This is a genomic window from Notoacmeibacter ruber (assembly GCF_003668555.1).
In the GTDB taxonomy this organism is placed as follows: Bacteria; Pseudomonadota; Alphaproteobacteria; order Rhizobiales; family Rhizobiaceae; genus Notoacmeibacter; species Notoacmeibacter ruber.
The window spans coordinates 2801839-2819190 of sequence record NZ_RCWN01000001.1; the positions used below are offsets into that span (position 1 = coordinate 2801839).

Consider the following 17352-nt stretch of genomic DNA (forward strand, 5'->3'; position numbering starts at 1 on the left):
TCACATAGTGTCGTTACGTAAGGTGGCATTGGGCTCCCGCCGGGATGTATGATGAAGTTCGATTTTAAGATGATGAGTGGCGCCCGCGCCTTCCAGAAAAATCCGGAGGTTGTGACATTCCGCAAGTGGATGGCTCGTGCAATGCTCGTTGCCACGGGCGTGACATGCGTCCTCGTTGCAGTCGCGACCTTTTCCGGTTTGTGGGTCTTACCGGACTTTCATCTCCTTCTGACGTCGCTGTTCGGGGTCCTTTCCCTGGGCCTTAGCTTCATGGTTTCGCGTTATCCGAAGGTGGCCATCTGGTCGTATATCATCGGTCTGGCCTTGGCTCTTCTGTCCGGTGACTTTCTTGTTCTGAACGACGAGATGCGCTTTGCCTGGCATTTCCCCGCTCTCGCCGCAGCCTTCGTGACGGGCGGCCTTGCCGGGGGCTTATTCATTCTCGCAACAGCGCTGGTGTCTCTGACAGCTTCCACGATCCTTCTGTCGGCCATGTCGATCGCGGGGCTGATCACGTTCTGTGTGACTCTGAGTTTGATGGCCCTTCTGATAGCGATCGTGGAATGGCGGTTCTTTCATACGCTGGGAGACCTGCACGCATCGCGCGCTCTGTTGTCGAATCTCGCCCACACCGATCCCCTGACCGGCCTGAGTAACCGCCTGGCTTTCGATCGCACTCTTCAGACGCTCTCGGCGGCGGGCATCCCGTTCAGTGTCATTTTATGCGATCTGGACCATTTCAAGCAGGTCAATGACACCTACGGCCATGCGGCTGGAGACAAGGTGCTAAAGAGTATCGCCGGTGTCTTGAAAGACACCGCCCAATCGCAGCACATGGTTGCACGGCTCGGGGGTGAAGAATTCTGTCTTCTTCTGGTCGAGGTCGAACTTAGCGCGGCACTGGAGCTGACGGAGAACCTTCGCGAGACGATCCAGAAACATACCGTCATCATCGAAGGCCAAGCCTTGACCTGCACAGCCAGCTTCGGTTTGACCCATTCGAGCAACCAGTCGGATAAAGATCCGTCCGAACTGCTGAAAGCCGCCGACCAGGCACTCTACGAGGCCAAGGCCGAGGGGCGCAATCGCTCGAAAACCGCGCCCAAGCCAGTTGGTCGAGAGCCGGTCATTCGCCGATCGGCCAAGGCTTTCGGTGATCCGAACCACTGTGCGGCGTAGAACTTTTACTTTTTGGACGAAGTCAGCTCGTCGCATCGTCTGATGCCGGCGCCTGCAAGGTCTCTTCAAGCAGCGGCATCAATTCGTTTTCAACCCGTTCGGGCGTCAGCGGTCCCACATATTTCCATACAATCACACCCTCCCGGTCCAGAAGGAAGGTCTCGGGCACCCCGTATACGCCCCAGTCGATTGCCGCGCGGCCCGACGGATCGACGCCGACGGCCTGATAGGGATTGCCCAATTCACTCAAAAAGCGGCGGGCATTGTCGGGATCGTCCTTGTAATTGAACCCCACCAGCTGGACACGCTGATCCTCGGCGAGCCTCATGAGAACGGGATGCTCCTGCCGGCATGGCGCGCACCAGGACGCAAAAATATTGACCAGCGTCACCTTGCCTTTCAGCTTCTCGGTGTCGAGACCGGGCTGTTCCATGCCCTCCAGTGGCGTGAGGGTCGTACGGGGAGCGGGCTGACCGATCAGCGCACTCGGTATCGTGCTGCTGTCGCGACCGGAAATTTCCATCGCCAGAAAGATGCTGGCGACGATGGCAAACAGCAGGACAGGCAGAAACAGGACGGCCCGCTTGCGCTCGGGCTGCTTCGGCTTGACGGAAGCGACGGGTTTCGTCTCATTCGGTTTCATGGACGATCTCCCTTTTATCGGAGCGACGGCGGTAGCCCGCTTTATGAAGCCGGTCGAGCTCACGCCGCCGGGCCGCCATATCGGTCAGAAGCCATGTGGCAAGCCCGCCAATCGCCACGATGGAAACGCCGTAAGCGGCGGCAATGTAGCCAAGATGACCCATTATCGCACCCTCCTCATGGAGCGGTCAGCCCGCTGAGCGGCCACCCGCCGCATCGTGTGCACCCGTCGACGCCATATCTCGGTTCTCATGGCGACCAGGTGCAACGCACCGAACAGCAGCGTGAAGCCTATGGCACTGACCAGAAGTGGCCAGAGCATGGAAAACGCGATCGTCGGACCATCGGCCCGGAAGACACTGGCCGGCTGATGGAGCGTGTTCCACCAGTCGACGGAGAATTTGATGATCGGCAGGTTGAGAGCGCCGACGAGCGTCACGATGGCCGAGGCCCGCGCCGCCTGGCCGGGCTCGGGCGTCGCCCGTGTCAGCGCGATCAGGCCGAGATAGATGATGAACAGCACGAAAACCGACGTCAGGCGCGCATCCCACACCCACCATGTGCCCCACATCGGCCTGCCCCAGACCGAGCCGGTGAAGAGCGCAAGGAAGGTGAAGACCGCGCCAATCGGCGCCGCCGACTTCAGCGAAACGTCGGCAAGCGGATGGCGCCAGATCAGCGTGCCGAGGGCCGCCAGCGTCATGACGCCGTAGATCATCATGGAAAGCCATGCGAACGGCACATGCAGATACATGATGCGCACGGTGGCGCCCTGCTGGTAATCCTCAGGCGCGAGCCATCCGCCAATCAGGCCGACCGCGACCACCAGCAGACCGAAACCAGCCAGCCAGGGAATGAGCCGGTCGGCGATCTCGATGAAACGCGAAGGATTGGCCAGTCGCGTGAAGATGGAAGCATTGGCCGTGCCGGTGCTGTCGTTCATCGCATTTGATCCGTCATTTCAGTTTGTTGGAACCAGCCGTCTCTTTCGTAAGGATCGGCATTCTCCGTGACCGGGTGGGTCTCCACCATAAGGGCATAAGCCGCCGCGACTGGGCCGAGTACCGCAAAGAAGAGCGTAAGCGCGGCAAGAATCAGAAAGGGTGCGAGAAACGGATCCGGATCGCGCACCGCGCCGTTGGCGGCCGACACCCCGAAGATAAGAACGGGAATGAGGAGGGGCAACACGAGGATCGCGACCAGCAACCCGCCGCGCGGCAACGTCACCGTCACGGCTGCGCCGACTGCACCGACGAAGCTGATGGCGGGCGCGCCCACAAGCAGAGTGAGCAGAGTCACGCCGATGGAATAGGATGTCATGTTGAGAAGGAGACCGAGAAGCGGCGCGGCCAGAACGAGAGGCAGCACGATACCGGCGAAATGCGCCAGGCACTTGATGAAGACGGTCAAAACCACCGGCTGGCGTCCCGACGCCATCAGAAAAAGATCAAGCGAGCCATCCTCTCGATCGAGCGCGAAGAGACGGTCGAGGCCAAGAAGGCCCGATAGCAGAGCTCCGATCCACAAAATGGCAGGCCCGATTTCTCCCAGCAGATTCAGATCGGGACCCAGTCCGAAGGGAATGATCGCCACGATCGCCAGAAAAAACAGCAAAGCGACAAAAGCGCCGCCGCCAGCGGCGATCGAAAGGCGGAAATCTCGTGCGAAAAGACCAGTCATGTCGTCTGTTCTTCTAGAGACCCTGCTGGCTCCATGCGCTGATCCAGATCAAGCATTTTCATGCTGCCCATCCGCAGATCATGATGGCTCGCGACAATCACGATCCCGCCGGTTCGGCGGCGCTCGGCGATCAGTTCCTCGAAACGCGCCACCGCCGCCGTGTCCAGTCCACTCGTCGGCTCGTCCAGAAGCCAGATCGGCAGATCCGTCACAAGCAGACGGGCTATGGCGATCCGTCGCCGCATGCCCTTGGACAATGCCTCGACCGGCAGTTCTCCAACCGTCGGCAGTTGAACGCGAGCAAGCGCATCGTCGATCGATAATCCCGGCCGACCCTGAAATCGGGACCAGAACTCCAGACTCTGCATTACCGTCTGTCCCGACTTCAAAGCATTGCCGTCGCCGAGGAAATGACTGGCGGAGCCCAGTGACGGAAACTCTGGCCCCGCATTTTCCAGCCGTGCCTCGCCCGCTGCGGGCGCAAGCAGGCCCGCGACAATCCGCAGCAAAGTCGATTTGCCCGAGCCGTTAGGACCGGTCACGAGCAACGCCTCTCCGGTCTCGAGAACCAGGGAAAGATCGGAAAAAAGCGTGCGTCCGGTTCGAACACCCGCAAGGCCATCAAGGATGAGGCGCATTGTGCGTTTCCTGACACGGATCGCGCCGGCCGACTGAAAGACCGGGGCTGTCTTGATCCATAGTCTCGTAAGGCAAGGCCGAAAAACCGCCTTTCCAGTCTGGAATCCTTCTAGCGAAGTCCATATAAACCCGGCAACCATGCCAGCGGCCGGCGTGGAAACTTTTTTAGAGCCGAACCGGATGAAACCTGCCAAATGGCGGATCCCGGTAGGGGCTGATGGCGGAAATGGCCGCACCCGCATGTCCGCGCCGGACCTTTGTCCTGGCGCCGTGACACTCGCCTCATCTAGGCTCTGCAGAAGTGAGTGAGAATCAATGTCAAAATCTCTGGACAGCTTTAATTGCCGCAAGACACTGAGTTCTGGTGGCAAGGACTATGTTTATTTCGATCTGAAGGAAGCGGAGAAGAACGGCCTCAAGGGCATTTCCCGGCTCCCCTATTCCATGAAGGTGCTGCTGGAAAACCTGCTGCGCAACGAGGATGGCCGCTCCGTCACCAAAGCCGATGTCGAAGCCGTGGCCCAGTGGCTCGATGACAAAGGCTCGGCCGGTTACGAAATCGCTTATCGCCCGGCCCGCGTCCTGATGCAGGATTTCACCGGCGTTCCCGCCGTGGTCGATCTGGCCGCCATGCGCGACGGCATTCAGGCGCTCGGCGGCGATGCCCAGAAGATCAATCCGCTGGTGCCGGTTGATCTCGTCATCGACCACTCCGTTATCGTCGATGAATTCGGAAACCCGTCGGCCTTCGCCCGCAATGTGGAACTGGAATATGAGCGCAATGGCGAACGCTACCGCTTCCTGAAGTGGGGCCAGAAGGCATTCGAGAATTTCCGTGTCGTGCCGCCCGGCACCGGCATCTGCCACCAGGTGAACCTGGAATATCTGTCGCAGACCGTATGGACACGCGACGAAGACGGCGAAACCGTCGCTTATCCGGACACCTGCGTCGGTACCGATTCTCACACCCCGATGGTCAATGGCCTCTCCGTCCTCGCATGGGGCGTCGGCGGCATCGAGGCTGAAGCCGCCATGCTTGGCCAGCCGATCTCGATGATGCTGCCCGAAGTCATCGGCTTCAAGGTGACCGGACAGTTGAAGGAAGGCGTGACCGCTACCGATCTGGTGCTGACCGTCTGCCAGATGCTGCGCAAGAAGGGCGTCGTCGGCAAGTTCGTCGAATTCTACGGCCCCGGCCTCGACCATCTGGCCATGGCCGATCAGGCGACCATTGGCAATATGACGCCGGAATATGGCGCCACGGTCAGCTTCTTCCCGATCGACGGTGAATCGCTCGATTATCTGACCGCGACGAACAGGACTGATGATCGCATCGCGCTCGTCGAGGCCTATGCGAAGGCTCAGGGCATGTGGCGCGAGACCGATAGCGAAGATCCGGTCTTCACCGATACGCTGGAGCTCGACCTCGGTGACGTCGTGCCGTCGCTCGCCGGCCCGAAGCGGCCGGAAACGCGCATTGCGCTGACCGACATGAAGTCGAAATTCCACGACTCGATCGTCAATGAATATGGCAAGACGGTCGAAAGCCTTTCCGAGAAGCACCAGGTCGAGGGCACCGATTACGCGGTTGGCCATGGCAACGTCGCCATCGCCGCCATTACCTCGTGTACCAACACCTCCAACCCGTCCGTCCTGATCGGCGCCGGACTTCTGGCACGCAATGCCAACAAGCTCGGTCTGAAGCAGAAGCCGTGGGTGAAGACGTCCTTCGCCCCAGGCAGCCAGGTTGTCGCGGAATATATGGAAGATGCGGGTCTGCAGACCGAACTGGACAAGCTCGGTTTCAATCTCGTCGCCTTCGGCTGCACCACCTGCATCGGCAATTCGGGTCCGCTTCCGGCTCCGGTCTCCAAGGCGGTCAACGATCATGATCTGATCATGTCCGGCGTTTTGTCGGGTAACCGTAACTTCGAGGGCCGCATCAGCCCCGATGTGCAGGCGAACTATCTCGCCAGCCCGCCGCTTGTCGTCGCCTACGCCCTCGCCGGTACGGTCGATATCGATCTGCAGAACGATCCGATCGGCACAGGCAGCGATGGTCAGGACGTGTATCTGAAGGACATCTGGCCCTCCTCCAAGGAGATCCAGGACTTCATCCAGAAATACGTCACCCGCGCGCTCTTCGAGAAGAAATATGCCGAAGTGTTCACGGGCGATGAAAACTGGCAGGCGGTCGATGCGCCGGAAGGCCAGACCTATACCTGGGATGACGCTTCGACCTACGTCCAGAACCCGCCCTATTTCGTCGGCATGGGCAAGACGCCCGAGCAGGTGACGAACATCGAGAATGCGCGCGTTCTGGCGCTTCTCGGCGACAAGATCACGACCGACCATATTTCCCCGGCCGGTTCGATCAAGGCGGATTCTCCCGCCGGTCACTATCTGATGGATCACGGCGTCCAGCCGGTCGACTTCAACCAGTACGGCACGCGCCGCGGCAACCATGAAGTGATGATGCGCGGCACCTTCGCCAATATCCGCATCAAGAACTACATGCTGGGCGAAGACGGCAAGACGGGCGGCTACACGCTCTATCAGCCCTCCGGCGATGAAATGAGCATCTATGATGCCGCGATGAAATATCGCGAGGAAGGCACCCCGCTCGTCGTCTTTGGCGGCAAGGAGTACGGCAATGGCTCGTCACGCGACTGGGCGGCCAAGGGTACGATCCTTCTGGGCGTCAAGGCGGTCATCGCCGAGAGCTATGAGCGTATCCACCGTTCCAACCTGATCGGAATGGGCGTCATCCCCTTCGTCTTCAAGGATGGGATGAGCTGGGCCGATCTGGAGCTGAAAGGCAGCGAGCAGGTCTCCATCCTCGGTCTCGAAGGGCTGCAGCCCCGCCAGACCGCCAAGGCCTCCATTACCTATGCCGACGGCTCGACCAGGGAGATCGAACTCCTCTGCCGTATCGATACGCTGGATGAGCTGGATTACTTCAAGAATGGCGGCATTCTGCAGTACGTGCTCCGCGATCTGGCCGATACGGCCGAAGCCGCCTGATCGCCAATCAGCGTTGAACGAAAAAGACGCCGCCAGCGAAAGCTGGCGGCGTTTTCTTTTGCCAACCGAAAAAACAAAGGTCGAACCGGATCAGAGATTGCGCAGTGCGGGAGCCGCTTTTTCACCGAGAATGCGCCAGGTGCCCAGGAGACCGAAGCCGACCGTCAATACGAGCGCGGCGACGATGATGATGAGCGCCAGGGCCGGATCGAAGCTGAAAGGAAGCTCCATCAGACCGGAGATGACGTAGGCCGCCGCAGCGCCGCCCGCGGCCAGCGCAAAAATCGCCGTGGCCAGACCGATCAGCGCATATTCGGACGCGAACGCCGTGATGAGCGTACCCCGTGTTGCGCCGAGCATTTTCAGAACGGTGGCATCGCGCCGTCGTGCCGCCTGTCCGGCAGCAAGCGCGCCTGCGAGAACCAGAACGGACGCGATGAGCGCCACCGCCGCCGCTGCACGAATGGCAGTGGCCAATTGTCCGACAAGCCGGTCGACCAAGGTGATGGCGTCTCGGACCGCAATCGTCGTGACCGTCGGCAAGGCATTTGTGACCGCCCGAACGACAGCGGCCTCTTCTTCGGCAGAAGCGCTGGGATCGGTGAGGGTCGCCAGCCAGCCATGCGGCGCGCCGGCAAGAGCGTTCGGTGAGAAGACCATGACAAAATTGATCGAAAGACTCTCCCACTCGACACGCCGGAAATTGGCGATCCGCGCCGTGACGTCGCGGCCAAGAACATTGATCGTCACACTGTCGCCAACCGACAGGCCGAGTTCGCGCCCTTCCTCCTCAGCGAAGCTGACAAGCGGTTCTCCGGAATGGTCCTCCGCCCACCATTCGCCCTCTACGAGAGAGGAATTCTCGGGAAGGGTTGGCGAATAGGTCAGGCCCCGATCGCCGCGCAGTACCCATTCGCCGCCTTCGGCGTGGCGGTCAGCCCATTCCTGCGCCTCGACATCGTTTATGAGTGCGATCCTGCCGCGCAACATCGGCACCGCATTCAGTTCGCCATCCGGTGCAGTCTCAGCGATGATCGAACGGAACTCATCGATCTGATCGTTCTGCACGTCCAGGAAGAAGAAGTTTGGGGCGATTTCCGGCAGGGAGCCGGAGATCTGGCGGCGCAGATTGGTGTCGATAGAGCCGATAGCGACAAGCAGTGTCAGGCCGAGACCGAGTGCCAGCACGACCGAAGGCGTCAGCGCGCCGGGCCGGTGGATATTGCCGATCGCGAGGCGAAGCGGCGTGGAGCGAACGGTCGGCGCGTGCCTTGCCAGCCATTGCAGCAATGTTCCGACGAGGCGCAGCACCAGAAAGGCAAAGAGAACCCCTCCCATGAAGGTCAGCGCCACCGTCTGGTTGCCTGCAATCAGAAGGGCGAGGCCCGCAAGAAGAAGGGCCAGAATGCCGGCCGCCACGAGATATCGAAGCTCGGGGCGCCCGGATAGCGCGCCGCCCGCCGCATCGCGAAAGAGATCGGCCGGCCGCACCCTCGCACTCAGACCAAGGGCTGGGATGGCGAACACCGCTGTCACGAGGAATCCGCACAGCGCGGCATTTGCCAGGGGCAGCCATTGGAGGCCGCCTGATATGCTCACGGGAAGCAGCCCCGCGAGAAACAGACCGGCGACCGGCGGGATCAATGCCGCAAGAATGCATCCGATGGCCACGCCGAACGCGGCAATGATCATGATCTGGATGAGATAGACACGGAAGACGAAACCGCCCGACGCGCCGAGACTGCGCAAGGTAGCGATCACCGCCCGGCGACCGTTCACATGGGCGCGCACGGCATTGGCAACACCTACCCCTCCCACAACAAGCGCGGTCAGCCCCACCAATGTGAGGAACTGGCTGAAACGATCGATGTTTCGGGCAAGGCCCGGCGCTGCCCGGTCGCGGTCCCGTATCGACCATCCGGCTTCGGGAAAACGCTCTTCTGCGGCCTCTCGGACTGCGTCGATATCGCTTTGCGAAGTGTTGCCAGGCAATTTCAGCCGATATTGCCATTCCGTCAAAGCACCGGGCAGAAGGAGGCCGGAGGCGCGCAGCCCGTCGAGCGACGTCAGGAAACGCGGCGCAAACGCAAAGCCCTCGGACGCCGCATCCGGTTCTGTCAGAAGCCGCCCCGCTATACGGAACCGTCCCGTGCCAAGAGCGATCTCGTCGCCGACCGACAGACCGAGCCGTTGCAGCAGCAGATCGGGCACAAGCGCGCCGTAAACACCACCGTCCTCGGCCAGAAGGCTCGCTAAAGCCCCTTCTTCAATTGCCTCGTAATCGACCGAGCCGACAAGGGGCCAGTTGCCGTCCACCGCCTTGACCTCGACCAGCGTCTGATCTGAGCCATCCGGCACGCGGGCCATGGACCGCAGCACGGCCGATTCGGCAACCTCGCCTTGATCGGCAAGAAAGGCTCTCTCCTCATCTGTGGCTTCGCGTTGATTGAGTTCGAACCGCAGATCGCCCCCGAGGATCGTACGCCCCTCCGATGAGAGTGAATCCTGGATCGCTGCCGAAAGTGCGTTGACCCCGCCAATCGCCGCCGTCCCAAGCGCGATGCAGGCAACGAAGATGAAGAAGCCGGAAAGTCCGCCGCGCAATTCGCGTAACGCGAACCGGCAAGCAAGGCGCAGATCGGCGATGGCCTTCATGCCGACCGCCGCCCGTTTGCTTCGGCCGCCTCAATATGGCCCGAACGCATGGCAACGGTTCTGTCACAGCGCCCCGCCAATGCCGGATCATGCGTCACGAGAACCAGCGTGGTGCCAGCCTCTTCAGCGCGCTGGAACAACAGGTCGGCCACATGCCGGCCCGTTTCCTGATCGAGATTGCCGGTCGGCTCGTCGGCAATGAGAAGGCTCGGCGTAGGCGCTAGCGCCCGGGCAATGGCGACCCGCTGCTGCTCCCCGCCCGAAAGCTGGCTCGGCCGGTGGCGGATACGGTCGGCGAGACCCACGGCTCGCAATTCGCGGTCCGCGATCTCGAAGGCGTCGTGGCGGCCCGCCAGTTCCAGCGGCACAGCCACATTCTCCAGTGCGGTCATGTTCGGCACCAGATGAAAACTCTGGAATACGATTCCGACATGGCGGCCCCGAAACCGCGCCATATCGTCTTCGGCAAGATCCGTAATGTCGGTTCCGGCGATCAGGACCCGGCCCCGGTCGACCCGTTCGAGACCGCTCATGACCATCAGCAGCGTCGTCTTTCCCGAGCCCGAGGGGCCCACAATGCCAAGTGATTCGCCTGCCCGAATGGAAAGGCCGACATCGTTCAGCACAGTGACGGCAGATGCCCCGCTTCCAAGCGTCAGGCTGACATCGGAGAGATCGACAGCGAGATCACCGGTCCCGCTCCGGCTCGGAGCGGAAGGACCAGACAGATGTGCAGGGGTGGGGCTCAAGGTTGAGGCTTCCTATATGCAATTTTTGGTAGCACGCGCGGCTGCAAGCCAGCTCGCCCCTCGCATATGGGAACGCATCAATGGCCTTCAAACATTGGTCGAACGGCGGAACATCTGTTTTTTCGCTTCTTGCATTGGTTGTCGGCCTGACCATCGGCACGCCTGCATCGGCCGATCCGGTCAAGATCGTGGCATTTGGCGACAGCCTCATGGCGGGCTACCAGCTTGGCCCGGATGAAGGTTTCGCGCCGCGGCTCGAAGCCGCCCTCCGGGAAAAAGGCTACGAGGCCGAGGTAGCGAATGGTGCCGTTTCCGGAGACACGACAAGCGGCGGCAAGGCGCGCCTCGACTGGACCGTGCCGGACGATACCGACCTCGTTCTCGTCGAACTCGGTGCCAACGATATGCTGCGCGGGTTACCGCCGGAGAATGCGAAGGCCAATCTGGATGCGATTCTTGCGCGCCTCACCGAGCGGGAAATCGCCGCGATCCTTTTCGGAATGCGCGCGGCCCCGCAACTAGGCGCCGGATATGTCGAGAAGTTCGAATCAATCTATCCGACACTGGCGGAAGAATACGAGATACCCCTCGTCCCCTTCTTTCTCGAGGGCGTCGCAGCAAATCGCGACCGGCTTCTCGATGACGGCATGCACCCGAATCCCGCTGGCGTTTCCACCATGGTCGAAAACGTTTTGCCGGTTGTGACGGAGGCCATCGACACCATCGACGGGCGATCGGACTAGACTCGTGCTCTCATCATAGAGCCGGGGACAAGCCTTTTGCCCGCTTGCCGTGTTTTCAAAATGATGATCGGCTAGGCTTACCGAGGTGAAAAAGGAGACCGCCATGCCGCGTCTGTTCGCCGCCCTCGAAGTGCCGCAGGACGCGGCACGCAGCCTAACCCTCGTTCAGGGCGGGCTGCATGGTGCCCGCTGGATCGATCCGGAAAACTTCCACATTACTCTGCGCTTCTTCGGCGACGTCGAAGGTCATGTGGCCGATCAGATCGTCGAATCACTCGATCAGATCAGACGCGCGGCTTTCACGCTGGAACTCGACGGGATTCACGCCTTCGGCAGCAAGAAACCGCATTCCCTCTACGCAGGGGTCTGGCCCTCGGTGCCTCTGAGCGAGCTTGCCGCCGATATCGATCGCCGGGCGAAGCGGTTGGGCCTGCCGTCCGACAAGCGCAAATTCACGCCGCATGTGACGCTCGCCCGGCTCCGCAATCCCGACAACCGGGAACTGGCCCGTTGGCTGGCAGGTCGCGGCGGCTTTCGGACCTTACCGTTCCCGGTCTCACGCTTTGTCCTGATGAGTTCGCGAGACAGCGTCGGCGGCGGCCCGTACGTCGTGGAAGAAAGCTGGGCGCTGACGACAAACCCGGAAAAGAGCCAACGATCCGCCTCCTATGAGGATGCCTTCAGCGCCTGACTATTGGTGCAGAATCGAAAGCGGCGGCTCGTCAGACGGGCCGCCGCTTATAGGTTTTTACCAGTGCTCACCGCGCGGCGCTTCGTCGTGACGCACCGGATGGGGCGTGGTCGCGTCCTCGCCGGCCACCATGCCGAGCTTTTTGTGTTCAGCCCGTAGCGCCAGGAAGAGACACCAGCACATTGCAACCACCACGACGGTAAAGGGAATACCCATGGAGACGGCGGCGCCTTGCAATGCGTTCAACCCGCCACCGAGAAGCAGTGCGATAGCAACAAGACCTTCGAAGGTGCACCAGAAGACGCGCTGAGCGACCGGTGCATCCATCTTGCCGCCGGCCGTGATCGTATCGATCACGAGAGAGCCCGAATCCGAGGACGTTACGAAGAACACCACGATCAGGATCAGGCAGATCGGCGCAACGATGCTGTAGAGCGGGAACTGGTCGATCATACGGAAAAACGAGAGTTCGGGCCGATAGGCGACAACAACCTCCTTGGCGCCTTCATAGCCTGCGGCAAGCTGTTCCAGCGCCATGCCTCCGAAAACGCTCATCCACAGCGCGCAGACGAGCGACGGAAGAACCAGAACGCAGATGATGAACTCGCGGACGGACCGGCCGCGCGAAACACGCGCGATGAACATGCCGACAAAGGGCGACCAAGCGATCCACCACGCCCAGTAGAAGGTCGTCCACCCATGCATGTAGCCGGTATCCTCGCGACCGAACGGGTTGGACAGTGGAATGAAATTGACGACGTAATCCACCATGGTGCCACCGAAGCGACCAAGAAGGGTAAGGGTCGGTCCGACGAACAGCACGAAGAAGAAGAGGGCGAGCGCCAGCCACATATTAATCTCTGCCAGTCGTTTCACGCCCGCATCCATGCCGAGCAGCACCGATCCGAGCGCCACCGCCGTGATGATGAGAATGAGAATGACGACCCCGCCCTGCCCTATCTCCATACCGAAAACGTCGGTCAGGCCGGCTGCGATCTGCTGGGCGCCGAGGCCGAGCGTCGTTGTCAGGCCAAAAAGCGTGGCAAAGACGGCCAGAATATCGATGGCATGGCCCCACCAGCCCCAGACACGCTCCCCCAGCACTGGGTAGAACGCCGACCGCAGTGTAAGCGGAAGGCCCAGATTGTAGCAGAAGACGGCCAGGCTGAGCGCAACGACGACATAGACGGCCCAGGCGGAAAAGCCCCAGTGAAAGACGGTGCCGGCGAGGCCCATATTGCCGATCGTGCCATCCGCTGCGATGGGATTGATTCCAAGCGGCAGCGATTCCAGCTCCGGCAAGGAGTAGTACATCGGCTCCAGCACGGAGAAGAACAGAAGGCCGATCCCCATCCCGGCAGAGAACAGCATGGCGATCCAGGAGGGATAATTATAATCGGGTGATGCGCCCTCGCCGCCGATCGTGACTTTTCCGAGCGGCGAGACCGCGACCACCAGGCAGAACACGAAAATGATGTTCACTGCGATCATCAGGAACCAGTCGAACGTACTGGTGAGCCATGGACGCAGCCAGCCGAACAGTTCCGCGGAGGCCTCCTGATTGAGAAGCGAGACCACCACGAAGACAACGATCGCCATGGCGGAGATCACGAAGACGGGATTGTGAATATCCAGCCCGAAGGGTCGGATATTGTCCTGCCCGAGTTCGTAATCCGTTTCATAGGTGATGGTATCGGGCGAGAAGGATGCATCCTGATGCATCGCTTCAAGCTCATGGTCCTGCTGCGTCACGCCCTACTCCTCATGCCTGCCAAATGCAGTGATGAGAACGAAAACACATCCGCCGAAAGATAGCAATTTAACGAGTGAGCAGAATATTCGAACGCAGATGATCAAACTCTATATTTTCTTCATGGCGGCGCGTCTTTCCGAACAGTGTTCGAGAGCCTTCAAAGGTTTGTCGCGCAGTCTCTTTTTATGCCGGCCGGAACGATTGAACCTTTCACGCCTTCTCCAGTAAATATGGAGGGAACATCGTATGACGGACGTGATGAAGGGCGATGCGCTGAAGAAGGCACTGGCGGACTGGTTGCCAGGATGGGAGGTTGCATCTTCGGGCGACGCGATCGCGAAGAGCTTTCGTTTCAAAGACTTCAGGGCCGCCATGGCATTCATGAACGATGTCGCGGACGACGCTGAACGGCTCAACCACCATCCGGACTGGTCAAACAGTTACAATACGGTCGATATTCAGCTCACGACCCATGATGCGGGCGGCGTGACAGAACGCGATATCGAACTGGCGCGTATCATCGAGTCCAAGGCGTCCGGGAAGCAATAACATCGTTGAATGTTGCAGGCTCCGATCACACGACCCATTTATGAACCATCGTGGAAAAGGCCGGTCGCCGGCTGGAGGACTGACATGGAGAAATCCAGGATCGAGAATATTCTTGCGCCCGTCTCCGATAGGGAACGGGCCGAGCGAGAGGATCGCGTGCGCCGTTCCTTCTGGACCAAGCTGAAGCGTGTCGCCCGGCAGATTCCCTTTATCGAGGATCTGGTTGCGGCCTATTACTGTGCTCTCGATCCCCACGTGCCGATCAAGGCGCGCGGCATACTTCTTGCCGCCCTCGCCTATTTCATTCTACCGTTCGACTTCCTTCCCGATATCATCCTTGGCATCGGTTTCACCGACGACATGGCAGTGCTGATGTATGCGATATCCACCATTCGCGGGCATATGACAGAGGCGCACTACGCCGCGGCCCGAAAGGCTTTGGCGGATGAAGATATCGATGTGGAGCAGGCAGAAGCCGGGCCGGCCTGAACGGCTTTCGGCCGTCCCGTTCTCGTACAATCCGCCCCTGCTCGGAGTGGCAGCCAAAGAATTGCCGAATTTGCCGCGTTTGAGTGCTTCGCAACGACGGGGCAGCCAGATCGAAGCGGAAGACCGGCCACGGAAATTCCCAGGCTTCACGCAAACTTAACCGTGACGGCGCGAAACTGGCTGCAACCGACGAGGCCTTGATTTTGAGGCCTGTTCTCATGCGATGAAAGGGTTTCGAAAACCATGTCGAGCCGAACCGGAAAAGCGATCGCCGCCTTTCTTATCGCCAGCTTCATGGCCGGGCCGGCTTTCGCCCAGGCCAAACTGGTCAAGGCCAACAATGATTGGTCTCTCTATCAGGCGCAGGAAGGCGGCACCTGTTTTGGCGCCACTCTTGCAAAGACGAAACAGCCTCCCAGCCTCAATCACGGCGACAATTTCTTCATGGTGATGAAGGATGACGACAAGGTGTCGCCGCAGTTCGTTGCCGGCTATTCCATGAACGAAAAGAACACGGTCACCGTGAGCGTCGGCGGCAAGAGCTTCGACATGTTCGCCGAAGGAAACCGCGCCTGGCTTGCTGATTCCAGCCAGTCCGATGCGCTCGTCGCCGCCATGAAGGCCGGGTCCGATATGACGGTCCGTGCACAGTCCGGTCGCGGCAACGACACCAGCTACACCTTCTCGCTCTCCGGCGTGACGGCGACGATCGACGGCTTCTCCGGCTGCTGATCGCCTGAACGGCACGGCTGGCCGCCAATACGATAGCTTTTCGCCCGCTTCGAACGTGCTTACCTTGCACGTTCGGCGGGCGATCCGTATGTGTACACCACTCCCGATGCAGCCCGAAACCGACCGGACATTCTCATCATGGCCGTTTCCATCGACCTGACCGATCCGAAAACGCGAGAGGATCTTGCCGCGCCCGTGGTTGCCTCGGCACGCGCCGCGACGGCCGAAAAGCCGGCGCTGATCGGCATGAACCGCGATGAGATGGCCGCTGCCCTTGGCGAGGTGGGAGTGCCCGAGCGCCAGAGACGGATGCGGGTCAGCCAGCTCTGGCACTGGCTCTATGTGCGGGGGGTTTCGGATTTCTCCGACATGTCGAATGTCAGCAAGGATCTGCGGACCAAACTGGCCGAGCGCTATACCATTTCACGTCCCGAGATCGTCGAAGAGCGAATCTCCGAAGATGGTACGCGCAAATGGCTGTTTCGCTTTCCCGCCCGTGGTGCAGGCCGGCCGGTGGAGGTCGAGACGGTCTATATCCCCGAAGAGGACCGCGGCACGCTGTGCATATCCTCCCAGGTGGGCTGCACGCTGACCTGCTCCTTCTGCCACACCGGTACGCAGCGTCTGGTGCGCAATCTTACCGCCGAAGAAATCCTCTCCCAGCTTCTGACGGCCCGCGACCGCCTTGGTGACTTCCCTGAAAAGGATACGCCTGCCGGCGGCATCGTGCCGGCGGAAGGTCGTAAGGTCACCAATATCGTCATGATGGGGATGGGCGAGCCCCTCTACAATTTCGAGGCCGTGAAGAAGGCGCTTCTGATCGCCTCGGATGGTGAAGGCCTGTCGCTCAGCAAGCGCCGCATCACACTATCCACCTCTGGTGTGGTTCCGGAAATCTACCGTACCGGCGAAGAGATCGGCGTCATGCTGGCGATCAGCCTGCACGCCTGTAATGACGAATTGCGCGACGTTCTCGTGCCGATCAACAAGAAGTATCCGCTGGAAAAGCTGATGGAGGCGTGCCGCGCCTATCCGGGCCTCTCCAATGCGCGCCGCATCACCTTCGAATATGTGATGATCAAGGGCGTAAACGACAGCATGGCGGACGCCCGCGATCTGGTTAAACTCCTGAAGGGCGTCCCAGCGAAGGTCAACTTGATCCCCTTCAATCCCTGGCCGGGCAGTTCCTATGAGTGTTCCGAATGGGAGCAGATTGAAGCTTTCGCCGATTTTCTCAACGCCGCCGGGTATGCCTCACCCATCCGCACACCACGCGGTCGCGATATTCTGGCAGCCTGCGGCCAGCTCAAGAGCGAGAGTGAACGTATGCGCAAGGCCGAACGCCTGAAGCTCGAGGGGCTGATGGTCGCGGGCCACGGCGCCGACTGACGGACCTGATGCGAGCCGTCTTCCGCCTCCTTGCCATCGGCTTTGGTTATGGTCTCGCCACCATCGTGGCGACCGCTGCGGTTACGGTTCTTTTTGCCATCGTTGGCGAAGGCAATGAGTTCGTCGAGGGCTTCAGCGCGCTCGTCTTTTTCTTCACCATGCTGCCGGTCTTCGGCACTTTCGTTCTGAAGGCGTGGCTGCCGATCGTCGTGATTGCGGAATGGCGCCAATGGCAGAGCTGGCTGATCTATGTGGTACTGGCCATACTCATCGGCATATTGGGAGCTTTCCTCGGGCCCGATGGTGTCGTCGACGCCGCCCCGTTGGCCGCCTCAGCCGCTTTGGGCGGCCTGACCTACTGGCTGATCGCCGGTCGCAATGCGGGCCGCTGGTATGACCGGCGAAGCGCTTAGAAGTCCGGTGTTTTACCTCACCTTT

The 17352-nt window shown here is 60.5% G+C and carries 16 protein-coding genes and 1 pseudogene; 9 read left to right on the forward strand and 8 right to left on the reverse strand.

Features of this window, described 5'->3' with window-relative positions:
• The first annotated feature begins 51 nt into the window (after positions 1-51).
• Positions 52-1179, forward strand: a complete 1128-nt coding sequence (locus D8780_RS13460; protein WP_158598514.1) for a GGDEF domain-containing protein — start codon at positions 52-54, stop codon at positions 1177-1179.
• A gap of 22 nt (positions 1180-1201) precedes the next feature.
• Here the strand turns inward: D8780_RS13460 and D8780_RS13465 are convergent, their stop codons facing one another.
• From D8780_RS13465 to ccmA, 5 genes and pseudogenes are all read right to left on the reverse strand, one after another.
• A complete protein-coding gene (locus D8780_RS13465; protein ID WP_121646068.1) occupies positions 1202-1822 on the reverse strand; it encodes a DsbE family thiol:disulfide interchange protein in 621 nt (206 codons plus the stop codon).
• Positions 1809-1985 (reverse strand): heme exporter protein CcmD, encoded by a 177-nt coding sequence (gene ccmD / locus D8780_RS13470; protein WP_121646069.1) that lies wholly within the window; start codon positions 1983-1985, stop codon positions 1809-1811. Before ccmD ends, D8780_RS13465 begins: the two co-directional genes overlap by 14 nt.
• Positions 1985-2764 carry a heme ABC transporter permease gene (locus D8780_RS13475; protein WP_121646070.1) on the reverse strand — a complete coding sequence of 260 codons (780 nt, stop codon included), beginning with the start codon at positions 2762-2764 and terminating at the stop codon, positions 1985-1987. Before D8780_RS13475 ends, ccmD begins: the two co-directional genes overlap by 1 nt.
• An 89-nt stretch (positions 2765-2853) precedes the next feature.
• Positions 2854-3501 (reverse strand): annotated as a pseudogene (gene ccmB / locus D8780_RS13480) (heme exporter protein CcmB); the annotation flags it as partial.
• The gene (ccmA, locus tag D8780_RS13485; RefSeq protein ID WP_121646072.1) at positions 3498-4139 is read right to left on the reverse strand and encodes a heme ABC exporter ATP-binding protein CcmA; all 642 of its coding nucleotides are present in this window, start codon (positions 4137-4139) and stop codon (positions 3498-3500) included. The pseudogene ccmB and the gene ccmA, both read right to left, overlap by 4 nt.
• 316 nt (positions 4140-4455) lie before the next feature.
• On the opposite strand from ccmA, the gene acnA reads away from it, so the two are divergent.
• The gene (gene acnA / locus D8780_RS13490; RefSeq protein ID WP_121646073.1) at positions 4456-7164 is read left to right on the forward strand and encodes an aconitate hydratase AcnA; all 2709 of its coding nucleotides are present in this window, start codon (positions 4456-4458) and stop codon (positions 7162-7164) included.
• A gap of 90 nt (positions 7165-7254) precedes the next feature.
• On the opposite strand, the gene D8780_RS13495 is transcribed toward acnA, so the two are convergent.
• Together D8780_RS13495 and D8780_RS13500 are read right to left on the reverse strand one after the other, a co-directional pair.
• Positions 7255-9819: an ABC transporter permease gene (locus D8780_RS13495; protein ID WP_121646074.1), complete on the reverse strand. Its 2565-nt coding sequence runs from the start codon at positions 9817-9819 to the stop codon at positions 7255-7257.
• Positions 9816-10547 (reverse strand): ABC transporter ATP-binding protein, encoded by a 732-nt coding sequence (locus tag D8780_RS13500; protein WP_121646571.1) that lies wholly within the window; start codon positions 10545-10547, stop codon positions 9816-9818. The genes D8780_RS13495 and D8780_RS13500 overlap by 4 nt, the downstream gene beginning before the upstream one ends.
• Positions 10548-10648: 101 nt before the next feature.
• Between D8780_RS13500 and D8780_RS13505 the strand changes: the two genes are divergently transcribed.
• Both D8780_RS13505 and thpR read left to right on the forward strand, forming a co-directional pair.
• On the forward strand, positions 10649-11311 hold the full coding sequence (locus tag D8780_RS13505; RefSeq protein WP_121646075.1) for an arylesterase: 663 nt from the start codon (positions 10649-10651) through the stop codon (positions 11309-11311).
• 103 nt (positions 11312-11414) lie between these two features.
• A complete protein-coding gene (gene thpR, locus D8780_RS13510) occupies positions 11415-12002 on the forward strand; it encodes an RNA 2',3'-cyclic phosphodiesterase (RefSeq protein ID WP_121646076.1) in 588 nt (195 codons plus the stop codon).
• Positions 12003-12059: 57 nt separating this feature from the next.
• On the opposite strand, the gene D8780_RS13515 is transcribed toward thpR, so the two are convergent.
• Positions 12060-13724 carry a BCCT family transporter gene (locus D8780_RS13515; protein ID WP_121646572.1) on the reverse strand — a complete coding sequence of 555 codons (1665 nt, stop codon included), beginning with the start codon at positions 13722-13724 and terminating at the stop codon, positions 12060-12062.
• A gap of 277 nt (positions 13725-14001) precedes the next feature.
• Here D8780_RS13515 and D8780_RS13520 point away from each other — a divergent pair, with 277 nt between their 5' ends.
• The 5 genes from D8780_RS13520 (at position 14002) to D8780_RS13540 (ending at position 17327) form a co-directional block, all read left to right on the forward strand.
• Positions 14002-14304, forward strand: a complete 303-nt coding sequence (locus D8780_RS13520) for a 4a-hydroxytetrahydrobiopterin dehydratase (RefSeq protein ID WP_121646077.1) — start codon at positions 14002-14004, stop codon at positions 14302-14304.
• 84 nt (positions 14305-14388) lie between these two features.
• Positions 14389-14793 (forward strand): YkvA family protein, encoded by a 405-nt coding sequence (locus tag D8780_RS13525; RefSeq protein ID WP_121646078.1) that lies wholly within the window; start codon positions 14389-14391, stop codon positions 14791-14793.
• A 243-nt stretch (positions 14794-15036) separates the two neighbouring features.
• Entirely contained in the window at positions 15037-15525 is a 489-nt protein-coding gene (locus D8780_RS13530) for an invasion associated locus B family protein (RefSeq protein WP_121646079.1), read from the forward strand.
• A gap of 138 nt (positions 15526-15663) precedes the next feature.
• Entirely contained in the window at positions 15664-16914 is a 1251-nt protein-coding gene (gene rlmN / locus D8780_RS13535) for a dual-specificity RNA methyltransferase RlmN (protein ID WP_121646080.1), read from the forward strand.
• Between the two features lie 8 nt (positions 16915-16922).
• Positions 16923-17327, forward strand: coding sequence for a hypothetical protein (locus D8780_RS13540; protein ID WP_121646081.1), 405 nt, complete (start codon positions 16923-16925; stop codon positions 17325-17327).
• Positions 17328-17352: the final 25 nt, after the last annotated feature.

Bases quoted from the DNA above. Each gene is read 5' to 3' on its own strand.
- D8780_RS13460 (WP_158598514.1), top strand. From the start codon at position 52: ATGAAGTTCGATTTTAAGATGATGAGTGGCGCCCGCGCCTTCCAGAAA.
- D8780_RS13465 (WP_121646068.1), bottom strand. From the start codon at position 1,822: ATGAAACCGAATGAGACGAAACCCGTCGCTTCCGTCAAGCCGAAGCAG.
- ccmD (WP_121646069.1), bottom strand. From the start codon at position 1,985: ATGGGTCATCTTGGCTACATTGCCGCCGCTTACGGCGTTTCCATCGTG.
- D8780_RS13475 (WP_121646070.1), bottom strand. From the start codon at position 2,764: ATGAACGACAGCACCGGCACGGCCAATGCTTCCATCTTCACGCGACTG.
- ccmA (WP_121646072.1), bottom strand. From the start codon at position 4,139: ATGCGCCTCATCCTTGATGGCCTTGCGGGTGTTCGAACCGGACGCACG.
- acnA (WP_121646073.1), top strand. From the start codon at position 4,456: ATGTCAAAATCTCTGGACAGCTTTAATTGCCGCAAGACACTGAGTTCT.
- D8780_RS13495 (WP_121646074.1), bottom strand. From the start codon at position 9,819: ATGAAGGCCATCGCCGATCTGCGCCTTGCTTGCCGGTTCGCGTTACGC.
- D8780_RS13505 (WP_121646075.1), top strand. From the start codon at position 10,649: ATGGCCTTCAAACATTGGTCGAACGGCGGAACATCTGTTTTTTCGCTT.
- thpR (WP_121646076.1), top strand. From the start codon at position 11,415: ATGCCGCGTCTGTTCGCCGCCCTCGAAGTGCCGCAGGACGCGGCACGC.
- D8780_RS13515 (WP_121646572.1), bottom strand. From the start codon at position 13,724: ATGCATCAGGATGCATCCTTCTCGCCCGATACCATCACCTATGAAACG.
- D8780_RS13520 (WP_121646077.1), top strand. From the start codon at position 14,002: ATGACGGACGTGATGAAGGGCGATGCGCTGAAGAAGGCACTGGCGGAC.
- D8780_RS13525 (WP_121646078.1), top strand. From the start codon at position 14,389: ATGGAGAAATCCAGGATCGAGAATATTCTTGCGCCCGTCTCCGATAGG.
- D8780_RS13530 (WP_121646079.1), top strand. From the start codon at position 15,037: ATGTCGAGCCGAACCGGAAAAGCGATCGCCGCCTTTCTTATCGCCAGC.
- rlmN (WP_121646080.1), top strand. From the start codon at position 15,664: ATGGCCGTTTCCATCGACCTGACCGATCCGAAAACGCGAGAGGATCTT.
- D8780_RS13540 (WP_121646081.1), top strand. From the start codon at position 16,923: ATGCGAGCCGTCTTCCGCCTCCTTGCCATCGGCTTTGGTTATGGTCTC.